12 protein-coding genes are annotated in these 15007 nt (G+C 45.6%); 6 read left to right on the forward strand and 6 right to left on the reverse strand.

Features of this window, described 5'->3' with window-relative positions:
• Positions 1-207: 207 nt before the first annotated feature.
• Together QZX97_RS02395 and QZX97_RS02400 are read right to left on the reverse strand one after the other, a co-directional pair.
• Positions 208-2784, reverse strand: a complete 2577-nt coding sequence (locus QZX97_RS02395) for a ligase-associated DNA damage response DEXH box helicase (protein ID WP_295650070.1) — start codon at positions 2782-2784, stop codon at positions 208-210.
• Between the two features lie 96 nt (positions 2785-2880).
• Complete coding sequence (locus QZX97_RS02400) at positions 2881-4326, reverse strand: OmpA family protein (RefSeq protein WP_363151769.1); 1446 nt, start codon at positions 4324-4326, stop codon at positions 2881-2883.
• Positions 4327-4406: 80 nt separating this feature from the next.
• Between QZX97_RS02400 and QZX97_RS02405 the strand changes: the two genes are divergently transcribed.
• Complete coding sequence (locus QZX97_RS02405; protein WP_295650069.1) at positions 4407-5696, forward strand: aminopeptidase P N-terminal domain-containing protein; 1290 nt, start codon at positions 4407-4409, stop codon at positions 5694-5696.
• Here QZX97_RS02405 and meaB read toward each other — a convergent pair.
• Together meaB and QZX97_RS02415 are read right to left on the reverse strand one after the other, a co-directional pair.
• The gene (gene meaB, locus QZX97_RS02410; protein ID WP_295650068.1) at positions 5683-6564 is read right to left on the reverse strand and encodes a methylmalonyl Co-A mutase-associated GTPase MeaB; all 882 of its coding nucleotides are present in this window, start codon (positions 6562-6564) and stop codon (positions 5683-5685) included. The two genes, QZX97_RS02405 and meaB, sit on opposite strands and share 14 nt — an antisense overlap.
• The gene (locus QZX97_RS02415) at positions 6561-6908 is read right to left on the reverse strand and encodes a hypothetical protein (protein WP_295650067.1); all 348 of its coding nucleotides are present in this window, start codon (positions 6906-6908) and stop codon (positions 6561-6563) included. Before QZX97_RS02415 ends, meaB begins: the two co-directional genes overlap by 4 nt.
• 157 nt (positions 6909-7065) lie before the next feature.
• Here QZX97_RS02415 and QZX97_RS02420 point away from each other — a divergent pair, with 157 nt between their 5' ends.
• From QZX97_RS02420 to QZX97_RS02435, 4 genes are all read left to right on the forward strand, one after another.
• Positions 7066-7377: a helix-turn-helix transcriptional regulator gene (locus QZX97_RS02420; RefSeq protein WP_295650066.1), complete on the forward strand. Its 312-nt coding sequence runs from the start codon at positions 7066-7068 to the stop codon at positions 7375-7377.
• 1 nt (position 7378) lies between these two features.
• Complete coding sequence (locus tag QZX97_RS02425) at positions 7379-7846, forward strand: DNA methyltransferase (RefSeq protein ID WP_295664127.1); 468 nt, start codon at positions 7379-7381, stop codon at positions 7844-7846.
• Positions 7847-7962: 116 nt separating this feature from the next.
• Positions 7963-9069, forward strand: coding sequence for a DNA methyltransferase (locus QZX97_RS02430; RefSeq protein ID WP_295664130.1), 1107 nt, complete (start codon positions 7963-7965; stop codon positions 9067-9069).
• Positions 9066-11603 carry a DEAD/DEAH box helicase family protein gene (locus QZX97_RS02435; RefSeq protein WP_295664133.1) on the forward strand — a complete coding sequence of 846 codons (2538 nt, stop codon included), beginning with the start codon at positions 9066-9068 and terminating at the stop codon, positions 11601-11603. Before QZX97_RS02430 ends, QZX97_RS02435 begins: the two co-directional genes overlap by 4 nt.
• A gap of 103 nt (positions 11604-11706) precedes the next feature.
• Here QZX97_RS02435 and QZX97_RS02440 read toward each other — a convergent pair whose 3' ends face one another.
• Positions 11707-12051 (reverse strand): DUF86 domain-containing protein, encoded by a 345-nt coding sequence (locus tag QZX97_RS02440; protein ID WP_295650060.1) that lies wholly within the window; start codon positions 12049-12051, stop codon positions 11707-11709.
• Positions 12048-12332, reverse strand: coding sequence for a nucleotidyltransferase domain-containing protein (locus tag QZX97_RS02445; protein WP_295650058.1), 285 nt, complete (start codon positions 12330-12332; stop codon positions 12048-12050). The genes QZX97_RS02440 and QZX97_RS02445 overlap by 4 nt, the downstream gene beginning before the upstream one ends.
• A gap of 369 nt (positions 12333-12701) precedes the next feature.
• On the opposite strand from QZX97_RS02445, the gene QZX97_RS02450 reads away from it, so the two are divergent.
• Positions 12702-14969 carry an aconitate hydratase gene (locus QZX97_RS02450; RefSeq protein ID WP_295650055.1) on the forward strand — a complete coding sequence of 756 codons (2268 nt, stop codon included), beginning with the start codon at positions 12702-12704 and terminating at the stop codon, positions 14967-14969.
• Positions 14970-15007 lie beyond the last annotated feature (38 nt).

Consider the following 15007-nt stretch of genomic DNA (forward strand, 5'->3'; position numbering starts at 1 on the left):
GCTTACACCTAAACAAATGCACATGCAAAAAAACATCAAAATAAAAACTTATAAAAGAGAAGTAAAACCTTTAATAAATAGTCAACTTAATTAACAATAATTGTATCACCAAATCAGTCAACTTTTTTCAGGACGTGACATGATCGTTGCTTGCGAGGCTATCGCACTGCGATTTAATTGCAACCGACATAGCGGGATGGGATGGGATTAACGGCCGCGCTTTGAAACGCGGAAGCGTTTGGGGCTGGTGGTTTGTTCTTTTGAGTCGTCGGGTTCGTATTGGCGGGCCATTTTGGCAACGCGTTCTTCGAGGGTTTCGGTAGTGAGCCTTTCGCGGCCCATACTGTCGACGAGGATGGGGAAGGCAAATGGTGAGGGTTTGTCGATCTGTTTGATGACGAGTTTTTGGCCACTGATGCGTTGCAGGGCCTCCCGCAGCCTGAACTCTTCCAACTGGTAAGCCAGGGCTTCGTTATAAGCCTGCCGAACGAGGAGGTTATTGGGTTCGTACTCGGTAAACACATCGAACAAGAGCGATGACGAGGCTTGCAAATGCCGGCTTTTTACCGGTGCGCCGGGATAGCCCGTAAAGATGAGTCCGCCGATATGGGCGATATCGCGGAAGCGGCGCCGGGCCATCTCGTTGGCGTTGAGGCTCTGCTGGATATCGGAAAGCAGGTTATCGATGGTAAAGAGGTTGTTTTGGAGGGCTTCAAGCAGGGGGATATCGTCCTCGGTAAGCAGTTCGAAACCGTAATCGTTCATGGCGATGGAGAAACTGGCGCTCCTGATCCTGGCGATACGGTAGGCCAGCAAGGATGCCATGCCTTCGTGCACCAAACGGCCTTCGAAGGGGTAAAACAACAGGTGGTGCCCTTCGCGGGAATGGAGCGACTCGATGAGGAACTCGTTGCTGCGCGGCAGGTGGGACCCTTCAGCCTGAATGTTGAACAGGGGTTGTAATGCCTTTACTTCGACATCGGTAGCGGCGTTCCTCGCCACTTCGTCGAGCTTTTGGCGCAAGACAGCGGAGAGTTGAGACGAGAGGGGCATACGGCCGCCCATCCAACTGGGGATGAGGCCCTTTTTCTTGTTGGACTTTTTGACATAGGCCGACATCTCTTTCATCTGGATGAACTCGAGGCTGCGGCCCGCAAACCAGAAGTTGTCGCCCGGCTTTAGTTTGGAGATGAAGGACTCTTCGATGGTGCCCAGGCTGCCGCCGCTTAACCAGCGTACGCGGATGCTGACATCGCTGGTGATGGTACCGATACTGAGACGGTGGCGCATAGCCACGCGACGATTGTTCACCTTGTAGAGACCGTCGACGATCTCGACCTTGAGGAACTCATCATAGCTGGCCAATGTTTTGCCGCCATGGGTGATGAAGTCGAGCAGTTCGTTAAACTCGGGCAGGGTCAAATCCGCGTAGGCGAAGGTGGTTTTTACCTCCTTAAACAGTTGGGCGGGATAGAAGCCATCGGATACCGCGAGGGTAACCATATACTGGATGAGTACGTCGAGCGCCAGCAGCACCGGGTCGCGGCTTTCGTATATACCGGCCTTCATGGCTTGTTTAAGGGCCGCGCCTTCCAATAGCTCCAGCGAATGGGTAGGCACAAAGTAAGCCTTAGATACGGCTCCCGGATGGTGGCCGCTACGCCCGGCACGCTGCATAAAGCGGGCCACGCCTTTGGGGCTGCCAATTTGCACCACAGTATCGACGGGGCGGAAATCGACACCGAGGTCGAGGCTGGAGGTGCAGACTACTACTTTGAGAGAGCCGTTGTGCAGGGCCTGCTCCACCCAGGCACGCAGGTCGTTGTCCAACGAGCCGTGATGCATGGCCATGATACCGGCGTATTCGGGGTACTTGTCGAGTATGGCATGGTACCAAATTTCGGACATGGAGCGGGTATTGGTGAAGATGAGGGTGGTTTTGCTGCGGGCCACAATATCCATTACCTGCGGCAGCAGCTTGATGCCGATATGGCCTGCCCATGAATAGGTTTCGACGCTTTCGGGGATGACGGATTCGATGACGATCTTCTTCTCCACGTCGGCAAGTATCATCCGGGTTTGGGATGGTGGGGTATCCAAACCTAAGAGTACCTGCGCGGCTTGTTCCAGGTTACCGATGGTGGCGCTGATGCCCCAGATTTTGAGCCGTAAGTCTTGGGTTTGAAGTCCTAAGTCGGAGGATGAGGAGATATGTTCTTTGACATATTGTTGTTTGAGCGCCTTGAGACGGGACAGGCCCAGTTCGACCTGTACGCCGCGTTTGGTGCCTAAGAGTTCGTGCCACTCGTCGGTAACCAGTACCTGCAGGTTTTGGAACAGTTTAGGGTATTCTTTTTGGGCCAGCATGAGGTGCAGGCTTTCGGGGGTGGTGAGCAGTACCTCGGGCAGCTTTTTGCGCAGCGCTTGTTTCTCGGATGCGGGGGTGTCACCGGTGCGGGTGGCTATTTTCCAGGGTAGTTCGAGGTCGTCGCAAACCTGTTGCATGGCTTTGCGGATGTCGTTGGTAAGTGCCCGCAACGGGGTTATCCAGAGCATCATCAGGCCGTTGTTTTGACGGGTTTTGTAATCGGTTGGGTAGCGGTTGATGTATTCGGCCAGGAATGGCAAAAACATGGCAAAGGTTTTACCGCTGCCGGTAGGTGCATTGAGCAAACCCGAATATCCCGAAAGGTAGGCCTCTTCCATTTGCAACTGAAAAGCGAATTGCTCCCAGTTTTTGGTTTGGAACCATTGCCTTATGATTTGTTGCCCGGGTGTTTGCATTTGGTTTACGAAGGTGGTTTAAAAAGTATAAGGTACAAAAAAAGTCCTGCCGATGAGGGCAGGACTTCTATATTTTAAATTTGTATTTGCTACAAATTATTTTTTGAACTCAACGCGACGGTTTAATTCGCGACCAGCTTCAGTAGAGTTATCAGCTACAGGGTTAGTTTCGCCGTAACCTTTAACTTTAATGTGTTTAGCTTCAACACCAGAGTTAACCAAGTAAGTTTTTACTGCGTTAGCACGGTCTTTAGATAAACGTAAGTTGTGAGCAGCAGTACCTTCTGAAGAAGCATAACCAGCTACGGTGATAGTCTTTTTAGAAGACCTCAAATCAGCTGAAGTAGCATCCAAAATAGGGAATGCAGTTGGACGTAAGCCCGAGCTATCAAATTCAAATTGGATGTTAGCATAAGCAGTTGGAACGGCAGCGCCTTGAACCACAGCACCTTTCCTCATGAACACTGAAGTATCAATAGGAGCAGGTATTTTCAACGGGCAACCTGAACCATCAACTACAGTACCTGCAGGAGTGTTAGGGCATTTGTCGAATTGATCGGCAACGCCATCACCGTCAGAATCTTTCTTCAGGTCATCAACTGCTTTTTCAACATTGCTTACACGGCCTTTTAATGCTTGAACTTCCTGACGTAAAGTTGGATCGTTCAATTCATCATACATCATGGCAACAGGGTTAACCCAATCTAAGTTAGGTTTAGCAGATGAGCCTAAAGAAACCTCTAAACCACCATATGCATAGGAATATTTATCCTTGTGTAATGGAGTCGCCGGGTTTTTAATACCGTCGAAGTAATCACCGTCAACAAAATTTTCAGTATACCCAAAGTTAAGAGCAACGCGGTCGGATAAACGAAACTTAACACCTAAGCCTACTGGTACAAACATTTCTTTGGCATAAGTATTGCTACCATTGTGTTTGTTTTTGTTGTCAATAGTTGTACCATTTGCCAGGGTAAGAACAGGATTATAAGCAACTAAGCCTAAACCACCTGTAAAGTAAAAATTAATTGCATTTTTACGACGTAAGTAATCAATAGTAGCAACGTTTACAACTGCATCCAAAGAGCCTGCATAGGCAATAGTTGTTGTGAAAGATGATACGCCGGCACGAGGTGTAGAATTAGTACCACCTACCTGGCTACCATAACCCATGATGTCGGCTTGTAAACCAAATGAATGAGCAAGTTGCTTCCTGATAGTTAAATCATAACCAAAGTTAGCAGTGTAATCAGTAGTACCGTTGGTACCGCCAGTTGCCAAAAACGGAGAAGTTACACCAGCATTGATACCAATGTTCCAAGTCCTGTACTGTGCCCTGCCACCAAATATCTTGGCAGCAGTTGTAGACGCATGTGATGTATCAGACGACGATTGTGCAATTGCTGCACCTGCTGCCACCAAAGATACAAATGACAAAGCGACTGTTTTCTTTAATGTAGAATAATTCATAATTTTAAGATTAAACAATTTAATTGTGATTTTTTTTTCAAATTTAGTTAATATGTTTGAAACGTTTACCAAACACCGTTCCAAATTTTATTATTATTTGTAAAAAAAAATAAAAAAAAAGGTACGGATTAATTTTAAATACCCCCCAAATAATGAAATACTTACTTATTAGTCCTGATTTATTTACAAATAATAGAAATAATTTCTCAGAACGATTAAAGCCCCAATCTATCGCCATTTTCAATTCAAGTGATGAATTTCCAAGAAGTGGCGATCAGGCCTTCATTTTTAAGCAAAATGCCGACTTTTTTTACCTAACGGGTATCGATCAGGAGCAATGTGCCCTCATTTTATTCCCGGATTGTCCTAATCCGCTGTACAAACAAGTACTATTTTTAAGACAAACCAACGAAAACATCGCCGTTTGGGAAGGACATAAGTATACCAAAGAGGAAGCTACTGCCACGTCAGGCATTACTGCCGTTTATTGGATCGACGATTTTGACAATATCCTCCACAGTATCATCCATTACGCCACCAATATCTACCTCAATACCAACGAGAACGACCGCTATACCCATACCGTTGTATACAAAGACCTACGCTTTGTAAAACAAATGCAGGAACAATACCCTTTGCATACCTACCTCCGTTCGGCGACAATTTTACGTGAACTCCGTGCCATAAAGTCAGCCACCGAGGTGGAGTTGACCCAAAAGGCCTGTTCTATCACCCGCGACGCCTTTATCCGTGTCCTCAAATTCGTTAAGCCCGGCGTTGGCGAGTGGGAGATCGAGGCCGAGATCATCCACGAGTTCATCAAACAACGGGCTACCGGCCATGCTTATACCCCAATTATCGCATCCGGGCCTAACGCCATTGTGCTCCACTACATCGAGAACAACGCCGTTTGTAAGGATGGCGACGTTATCCTGTTCGACTTTGGCGCCGAATACGCCAACTACAACGCCGACATGAGCCGCTCCGTACCCGTTAACGGCCGCTTTACCAAACGCCAGCGCGACGTGTACAATGCTGTGCTGCGCGTAATGAACGAGGCCAAAAAGATGCTCGTTGCAGGCACCATCTGGAACGAATACCACGACGAAGTAGGCAAGATCATGACCTCCGAACTCATAGGTCTCGGTTTACTCACCAAACACGACGTCGAAAAGCAGGACCCTTTGCTGCCCGCCTATAAAAAGTACTTCATGCATGGCACCTCGCACCATTTAGGTATCGACGTGCACGACTTTGCCAGCCGCTACCAGCCCTTTGCTGAAGGCAACATCTTGACCTGCGAACCCGGCATCTATATCCCGGCCGAAGGTTTGGGCATCCGCCTCGAAAACGATATCCTTATCACCAGGGGCGGCAATATCGACCTGATGGCCAATATCCCCATCGAAGCCAACGAGATTGAGCATATCATGAACTCATAGCGTTATAGGTATCGGCAAAACTGTAGATGTTGAACCCCTCTTTATCCAAAGCTCCGGCAATTGTTTGTTGGAGCTTTGCTTTATCTACCGTAGCCATTCTCTTTTGTTGTATCCGTCTGTATACTTTTTCAGACAGTAGGAAAACCTTCTTGTCGTTCGGCCCGGTTTTGCCTGCCAGCAGGTAAGCCGCCACATCGGCAACGCCCGTATTGTTCAGGGCGCTGGTTTTGAATACCGGTATATCGGCATGTTTTTGGCTCACCATCTTCTTCACATTGGCGGCAAAGGCATCAGCCCCCTCGCGGTCGGCTTTGTTGATGACGAAGGCATCCGCAATCTCCATCAGGCCCGATTTAATATGCTGTATCTCGTCCCCCGCCTCCGGCACCAGCACCACAATGCACCTGTCGGCCAGGCCGGCAATATCGATCTCGCTCTGGCCCACCCCTACCGTCTCCACAAACACATAGTCAAAGCCGCTTGCCCGCAGCACATCCGCCATCTCGATGGTCTTTACGCTCAGGCCCCCAACCGCACCTCGGGTAGCTATCGACCGGATAAAAATGTCCGGGTGGTTAAAATGCGCCGACATCCTGATCCTGTCGCCCAACAGCGAACCTAAGTTAAAGGGCGAAGTCGGGTCCACCGCCAGCACGGCTATCTTTTTGCCATGCTGCAGCAGCTCGGCTATCAGGGCGTTCACCAGCGTGCTCTTGCCCGCCCCGGGCGGCCCGGTTACCCCCACAACAGGCACCTCCCGCTCAAACCGCAGGCCCTTCAATATGGCCTCCGCCCCCGGCAGGTCGTTCTCCACCACCGTCAGCAGCCTGGCCACCCGCTTAAAATCAATCCTATCTGCTAAAATCATCCAATCGATACCTTATATATAGCACTATTCCTCTTTATCCTTTCACCCGCCAACCCAATGACTAATGACCCTTTTAACCGCCGAAGCTTTAGCGTAGGAGGTAATGACCAATGACCACATAGGGGGGAAAAAGTAGGAAATATTTCAGACCTCTCCTCTTCCTGCCACTTATTACCCCGCCAAACAATGACCCAATGACCAATGACGGAACAAAGGGGGGAAAAAGTAGGATTTAAAAATATATTTTCCATTACTGCCACTCGCCACTGCAACTGCCACTCTTCCCACAGGGGGGAAAAAGTAAGAAATATTTCAACTTTCATTTCTCCCTGTTCTTTCATCATTGTTCCTTGCTCTAAACCCTACAAGATACGAGTTTTTAATGACTTCTACAAAAAACAATGTTTTATATAGCTAAAACTGTTAGTAACTTTTGTTGCCTTTATCCATTGACTTTTTCAGCGACATAGTTATTTTTGACATAATTTGTCAACAACCACTATGTCAACCTATTCATTTGGCGAAAAACTACGGCAATTGCGCGAAGATGGTGCTTTGCCATTGCGTAAGGTTGCCGTTTTGGCTGATATCGACCCCGCCATTTTAAGCAAGATAGAACGCGGCCAGCGCCGTGCCACCCGCGAACAGGTTACAAAACTGAGCGAAGTTTTTAATGTTATGGATAACGACCTGGTGATAGCCTGGCTGTCGGACAAAATAGTTTACGAGGTTGAGGACGAGGACACGGCTTTAACGGCCTTGCTGGTTGCCGAAGAAAAAGTACGATACATCACTAAAAACAAGGCGAAATAATATGCCCACTTTATACTTTAAAGGTAAAACATTTGTGCAAAACCACCACTTAGCGGTTAAGTACCATCAATTGGTGCCTAAAAAGGAGCTGAGTTTAACCGACAAGGTGTCCCTGCACGATAACCTGATCATACAGGGCGATAACCTCAAGGCACTTAAAGCTTTGTTGCCTACCTACGCAGGCAAAATAAAGTGCATCTATATCGATCCTCCGTACAATACCGGAAACGAGAATTGGGTCTACAACGACAATGTGAATAGCCCGATGTTACAAGAATGGTTGGGTACTGTAGTGGATAAAGAAGACCTAACGCGGCACGACAAATGGCTGTGTATGATGATGCCACGTTTGAAGCTTTTAAAAGAATTGATGAGTGAGTACGGTGCAATCTTTATATCTATTGATGATAATGCGTTGGGGAATCTACTTAATATTTGCAATGAAATATTGGAGAAGAAAACTTTATAGCCACACTACCAAGAATAACAAAGAAGGCTGGTAAAACAACTGGTAGTATCGCAAAAAATACAGATTATGTTGTGGCGTACAAGGGATATGCAAACATTGAGTTGGCTCCAAATATTTTGGATGTAGAAGATTATGAAGAAGAAGATGAATTTGTCGACGAAAGAGGGAAATATAAATTAAGTCAAACACTTGATTATGGTTCTATTCAGTACAGTCGTTCATTGGACTATGAAATAACTTTAGGGGGCCATATTTTCAGACCGGGGTCAGTTTCCAAAGCTGAAATGGAAAAGAGAATCCAGGAAAATCCCAAAAGCGATTTTTGCTGGCGATGGAGTAAAGATTTATTTGAATTTGGGTTGGAAAATAAATTCGTTGTCGTTAAGGAGTCGAAGAATGGCAAACGGATTTATACAAAGACTTATGCTAATGCCACTATTAAGAAAAGAGATAGCAGCTACTATATTGATATAATTCAAAGAACAAAGAAGGTAACAACTTTAGAATTTATAGAAAATGAATATTCCAATGATAACTCAAGAAAAGAGATAGAGTCTATTTTTGGCCGTAGAGCGTTTGAATATTCAAAACCTACGTCACTGATAAAAAAGATATTCTCAATAGCAACGGACAGAGATTCAATAGTCCTTGATAGTTTTTCTGGGTCAGGCTCTTCAGCCCATGCCTTATTAGCACTTAACAAAGAGGATGGTGGAAATCGGAAATTTATTTTAGTAGAACAGGAAGACTATGCCAATACGGTTACTGCTGAACGCGTTCGACGAGTAATCAAAGGTACGGGCGCATCAAAGAATGAAAACTTAAAAAATGGATTAGGAGGCACATTTAGCTATTTTGAGTTAGGCGACCCTATTGAAATGGAAAGCCTGCTAAAAGGTAATAACCTGCCAACTTATACCGAGTTTGCACGTTATATATTTTATACTGCCACCGGTTACGAATTTGAGCAGGATAAAATAAACCCCGAAACAGGTTTTATAGGCGAAACAAAAAATTACGAAGTGTACATGTTTTACAAGCCCGATATTGAATGGCTTAAACGTAATGCCCTAACGTTAGATACCATAGAAAAGATGCCAAAATATAAAGGCAAAAAGCGTTTGGTTTTTGCCCCGGCTAAATATGTTGACGATACTACTTGTGACCATAACCATTTGGATTTTTGCCAGCTACCTTACGAAATTTACCGTATCCAGCAATGAAGCTTAAACACTACCAGGAAAAAGTTTTAACGCAACTCAAAGAATATTTGAGCGAATTGGGCATGGCCAAAAAATCGGTAAATGATATCGCTCTTATCAATCCTGATCTGGCCAAAAGCTTCGATTTTCCAAAACTTGCCTGGGAAAAAGCGACACGCAAACCATTTTATCATTCACAAAAAGATGGTATATGCAACTATCTACCCGATATTTACTTAAAAGTGCCTACCGGCGGTGGTAAAACCCTGTTGGCTTGCCATTCTATAGACCTTATACAAAAAACCTACCTCAACAAACAAACAGGTTTGGTATTATGGATAGTACCGTCCACCCAAATTTATCGCCAAACCATATTGGCGTTAAAGGACCGCAACCACCCATACAGGCAGATATTGGATATTTCGAGCGGTGGTCGTACTTCAATTAAAGAAAAAGGGGAGCTTTTTAACCGGCTTGATATTGAAGAAAATTTAGTGGTGTTGATGTTAATGCTGCCATCGGCAAACCGCCAAAATAAAGAGACGCTTAAGGTATTCCGCGATTCGGGCGGCTATACAGATTTCTTCCCTAACGAAGATAATTACAACGCGCAAAAGGCATTACTGCAAAAAGTGCCCAATTTGGACTGCTTCACCACCGCCGATGAAATATTCGGCGCGCAGGTTAAAACTTCATTAGGTAATGCCTTAAAATTGCTTAACCCGTTGGTCATCATAGACGAAGGCCACAAAGCATATAGCGACAATGCCCGCAAAACAATTCAAAGTTTTAACCCTTCCTTTGTATTGGAGCTTTCGGCCACGCCGCCTTCAAACAGTAACGAACTGGTAAAAATATCCGGCCGCGAACTGCACGAAGAGGAAATGATCAAGCTTGATATTCACTTAATAAATAAAGCAAGCCAAGATTGGCATGACGCAATTGTGGCCACGCTGGAAAAATTGGAAGTATTAGAAAGGCATGCTAAAACTTACGAGGCCAATACAGGCAAGTATATCCGCCCGGCCTGCCTGATACAAGTCGAACGTACAGGCAAGGACCAACGGGATAACAAATTTATACACGCAGAGCAGGTTAAGGAATATCTAATCCAAAAATGCAATATCCCCGAAAATCAGATTGCTATAAAAAGCAGTGAAAAAGACGATATAGAAGGTATAGATCTTTTTGCAAATGATTGTGAGATCAAGTTTATAATTACAAAATCGGCATTACAAGAGGGTTGGGATTTTTCATTTGCCTATGTTTTAACCATATTGACCAACCCAAGTTCGGCAACAGGCATAACACAATTGGTTGGCCGCATATTGCGACAGCCATTCGCAAAAAAAACAGGGATCAGGCAACTGGATGAATGTTATGTGTACACATTCAAGCAAAACGCTTCAAAGCTTGTACGCGAAATTAAACTCGGTTTGGAAAGCGAAGGTCTGGGTGACATAGCGGGGCGCATTGTAATCGGTGAAGAAAATGTAGAGGGCCACCTGTTTAAAGATGTTGAAGCCCAATATCGCCCTGGTTTCAAAAAATTCGAAGGGAAAATATTTTTGCCACGGTTTGTCATTCAAGAAGAACAATCATGGCGTGATGTAAATTTCGAGGCCGATATTTTAAGCGCTATAAATTTCGAAGATATTAAACTGGATGGCTTAGACAATATCGCCTTAAACCCCGACCAAACTATTGGCGAATTGGATGTAACAATGGGTTATCACGATGGCCACTTTGACGAAATTATGGCACTGGGTGTTATCCAAAATAAAGGCACACTTAAAATTGATGAAGCTTTTCTTGCGCGCCAAATTGGCGACTTGATACCTAATCCATGGATAGCCTATGAAAAAGGTGTTGAAGCGATAAATCTGGTCAGGGCCAAATTTAAAGACCATGAAAACGAAAGCATCGTCGAATCCAACTTTGTTTTTATCATCGAATACTTAAAGAAAGTTATCGACAAGCAGATCGATGCATTGGCTGAATCCGTTTTCAAAAAACTAATTGACGATAAAAAGCTCTTTTTTTTCCTTACCACCGAAGAAGGTGCCTATATGCTGCCATCACGGATAAAAACCAGTGGCAACCGCCAACTCGTACGCGATGATAATTCGCCCGTCCAAAGGTCAATTTTCGACCCTGTTTTTGAGGAGGAGTTTAATGAAACTGAACATAGCGTTGCCATATATTTAGACCGGCAGGAAAAACTACTTTGGTGGTACCGTAACCGTGCCCGACAAGACTATCATATACAGGGATGGAGAAAAAACAAGATCTATCCTGATTTTATAGCTGCCGAAGCAGACACGTCGGATAAATCAGAGTACGACAAAGTATTTGTTTTAGAAACAAAGGGAATACACCTAAAAGGCAATGACGATACCCGTTACAAAGAAAATGTATTTGACCTATGTAACCGCCTTGGTGCAAAAACAGAATGGAAAGAACTATCCAACAAATTCCCCGGTCACGACCTTGAATTTCAAGTCATTTTTGAAGACGAGTGGCAAAATAAGATCAATCAGTTGTTTCATTCATAGCTACATTGACACATTCCACAATCTCCCCGTTGGTCGGGATTTATAATCCTCGGCCCATGAAACAGGGGATTTGTAATCCCCGAACAGCACACAGCCCCGCAAATTATAAGTCCCGACTAAATGCTATTTTAAGAAATTGTTCTTTTAGCGTAGGAAGGTTTAGGGTAGCTGTGTGATAAATGGTATTGGCGGATACCCCAAAATATTCATGTATCAACTTATTGCGCATCGCTTTCATCAACCGCCATTCCACATCGGGGTGTGCCAGTTTGAGCGCGTCGGATATTTTTGATGAGGCCTCACCAATTATCTCAAACCGCCTGATCACGGCATCCTGCAAAAGCGTTTCGTTTACAAAATCGAACTCCGTTTTATTTTGTAGATAAGCAAAAACAATGTCGATCGACTGAACAATGTCTTGTAAGTAAACAGAGTCGGAGCGGCTCATAATATGGGGATAGCGCTTTGCAAAACCTCGTTTTTTATAGATTGCTTTATAGCGCCAAACTCCACAAGGTCAATATTCCTGTTGGTCAGTTCCTTTAATTCTTCCTCTAACAGCAATAAATTAAAAAGCGTAAAGTTGTCCCCGGGTTCGATCAACATATCCACATCGCTGTCGCTTGTGTTTGTCCCTTTCGAAAAAGAACCAAATATAGAAGCATGCCTGATGCCGTACCGTTTTAAAACGGCGGTCATTTCATTAAGATATTGGTCTATCTCCTGCATACACAAATATACGCATTGCTTTCTAAACAAAAAAAAGGGGGCGATTGTCCGAACCCCCAAAGATTTGACAACTTTTAAATTTGTCAAATCTAACTCGGCATTAATTGTTGCCCCCGCTATCCGAAGTTTATAAATCGGACGATTATGCTGGTTTCTCCGACTACCGTCCCCAAAAAATCCGAAATCGAAAATCCCTGTCTGCCGACAGGCAGGCGAAATTCGAAATCATTATTTAGAACATCTCCAAATTAAACTTCTCAAAATATCCCTACACATTTAATCCCAATTTTTGTAAATTAGCCCCGACGCTAAAAAGCGGCCATATAAGCCGCTTTTTTATATTCTTTTCACCTCATAAGATCCAACAACATGGCTTTTGATTTAGATATGATCAAAAAGGTTTACGCAAGCTTGGGCAGCCGCATCGAAGCAGCACGTAAAGCTACCGGTAAACCCCTTACTTTAACCGAGAAAATTTTATACACCCACCTGAGCGAAGGCAATGCCGTGCACGCCTACAAACGTGGCGTCGATTATGTCGACTTTGCACCCGATCGCGTGGCCATGCAGGATGCTACCGCCCAAATGGCGCTGTTGCAATTTATGCAAGCCGGTCGCCCGCAGGTTGCCGTACCTTCAACCGTACATTGCGATCACCTGATCCAGGCAAAAATAGGTGCCGATATCGACTTAACTACAGCTAAAGACCAGAACAAGGAAGTGTACGATTTCCTTGCCTCTGTATCCGATAAATATGGCATCGGTTTCTGGAAACCCGGTGCAGGTATCATCCACCAGGTAGTGTTGGAGAACTACGCTTTCCCCGGCGGTATGATGATCGGTACCGACTCGCACACCCCTAACGCGGGTGGTTTGGGTATGGTTGCCATAGGTGTTGGCGGTGCCGATGCCTGCGACGTAATGGCCGGCTTACCATGGGAGCTAAAATTCCCTAAACTGATCGGTGTAAAACTGACAGGCAAATTATCGGGCTGGGCATCTGCTAAGGATGTGATCCTGGTAGTAGCAGGTATCCTCACCGTAAAAGGTGGTACAGGAGCTATTGTTGAATATTTTGGCGAGGGCGCACGTTCGCTTTCGGCAACCGGTAAGGGTACCATCTGTAACATGGGTGCCGAAATTGGCGCGACCACTTCTATTTTTGGATACGATACTAAATCCGAAGCTTACCTTCGCGGGACGGAGCGCGCCGAAATTGCCGACCTGGCCAACACCGTTAAAGAACACCTTACCGGCGACCCTGAAGTTTACGCCAACCCCGAATTATATTTCGACGAAGTGATCGAAATTAACCTGTCGACTTTGGAGCCGCATGTTAACGGTCCCTTCACTCCCGACTTGGCATGGCCTATCTCAAAATTCGCCAACGCGGTTCGCGAGAACAACTGGCCAACCAAACTCGAAGTAGGTTTGATTGGAAGCTGCACCAACTCATCATACGAAGATATTACCCGCGCGGCATCAATCGCTGGCCAGGCAGTAAGCAAAAACTTAAAAACTGCAGCCGAGTTTACCATCACTCCGGGTTCGGAACTGGTACGTTATACCGTTGAGCGCGATGGTTACTTAGGTACCTTCGAGAGCATGGGCGGTGTGGTATTGGCAAACGCCTGCGGTCCGTGTATAGGCCAGTGGGCACGTCATACCGACGACCCTACCCGCAAAAACTCCATCATCACCTCGTTTAACCGTAACTTTGCAAAACGTCAGGATGGGAACCCTAATACACACGCTTTCGTGGCGTCGCCCGAAATTGTCACAGCGTTTGTAATTGCCGGCGACCTTACCTTTAACCCCCTGACAGACAGTCTGACCAATAAAGACGGCGTACAAGTTAAATTCGACGAGCCAATGGGCATTGAGTTGCCGGTAAAAGGTTTTGCTGTGGAAGATGCAGGCTATCAGGCCCCTGCCGAAGATGGCAGCAAGGTGGAAGTAAAGGTTGACCCAAAATCATCACGCTTACAACTACTCGATCCGTTCGCGGCTTGGGAAGGCACCGACATCAAAGCTTTAAAACTATTGATAAAAGCCAAAGGCAAGTGTACTACCGACCATATTTCGATGGCAGGCCCATGGTTAAAGTTCCGTGGCCACCTCGATAATATATCCAACAATATGCTCATCGGTGCCATCAATTACTTTAACGATAAAGCCGACACAGTTAAAAATGAACTGACCGGCGAGTACGGACCTGTACCTGCCACCCAGCGCGATTATAAAGCCAACGGCATTGGTTCAATTGTTGTTGGTGATGAAAACTATGGTGAAGGTTCATCGCGCGAGCACGCCGCTATGGAGCCGCGCCACTTAGGTGTACGCGCTATATTGGTAAAATCCTTCGCACGTATCCACGAAACCAATCTCAAAAAACAGGGTATGCTGGCATTAACATTTGCCAACCCTGCCGATTACGATAAAATTTTGGAAGACGATACTTTCGATATCACTGGTTTGCAAAGCTTTACCCCCGGTAAACCATTACAGGTAGTTATCCACCACAAAGACGGCACAACCGAAACCATCGATGTGAACCATACCTACAACGCCCAGCAAATTGAATGGTTCAAAGCAGGTGGTGCGCTGAACATCATCCGCAAGCAAATGGCAGGATAAGCCGAAAACGAAAGGCATAAAGCTGAAAGCTCTCCGAT

The organism is uncultured Mucilaginibacter sp. (assembly GCF_903893715.1).
GTDB lineage: Bacteria > Bacteroidota > Bacteroidia > Sphingobacteriales > Sphingobacteriaceae > Mucilaginibacter.

Excerpts from the sequence above, each read along its gene's own strand:
- QZX97_RS02425 (WP_295664127.1), top strand. The coding sequence starts at position 7,379 with ATGCCCACTTTATACTTTAAAGGTAAAACATTTGTGCAAAACCACCAC.
- QZX97_RS02420 (WP_295650066.1), top strand. The coding sequence starts at position 7,066 with ATGTCAACCTATTCATTTGGCGAAAAACTACGGCAATTGCGCGAAGAT.
- meaB (WP_295650068.1), bottom strand. The coding sequence starts at position 6,564 with ATGATTTTAGCAGATAGGATTGATTTTAAGCGGGTGGCCAGGCTGCTG.
- QZX97_RS02435 (WP_295664133.1), top strand. The coding sequence starts at position 9,066 with ATGAAGCTTAAACACTACCAGGAAAAAGTTTTAACGCAACTCAAAGAA.
- QZX97_RS02450 (WP_295650055.1), top strand. The coding sequence starts at position 12,702 with ATGGCTTTTGATTTAGATATGATCAAAAAGGTTTACGCAAGCTTGGGC.
- QZX97_RS02405 (WP_295650069.1), top strand. The coding sequence starts at position 4,407 with ATGAAATACTTACTTATTAGTCCTGATTTATTTACAAATAATAGAAAT.
- QZX97_RS02440 (WP_295650060.1), bottom strand. The coding sequence starts at position 12,051 with ATGAGCCGCTCCGACTCTGTTTACTTACAAGACATTGTTCAGTCGATC.
- QZX97_RS02395 (WP_295650070.1), bottom strand. The coding sequence starts at position 2,784 with ATGCAAACACCCGGGCAACAAATCATAAGGCAATGGTTCCAAACCAAA.
- QZX97_RS02445 (WP_295650058.1), bottom strand. The coding sequence starts at position 12,332 with ATGCAGGAGATAGACCAATATCTTAATGAAATGACCGCCGTTTTAAAA.
- QZX97_RS02415 (WP_295650067.1), bottom strand. The coding sequence starts at position 6,908 with ATGATGAAAGAACAGGGAGAAATGAAAGTTGAAATATTTCTTACTTTT.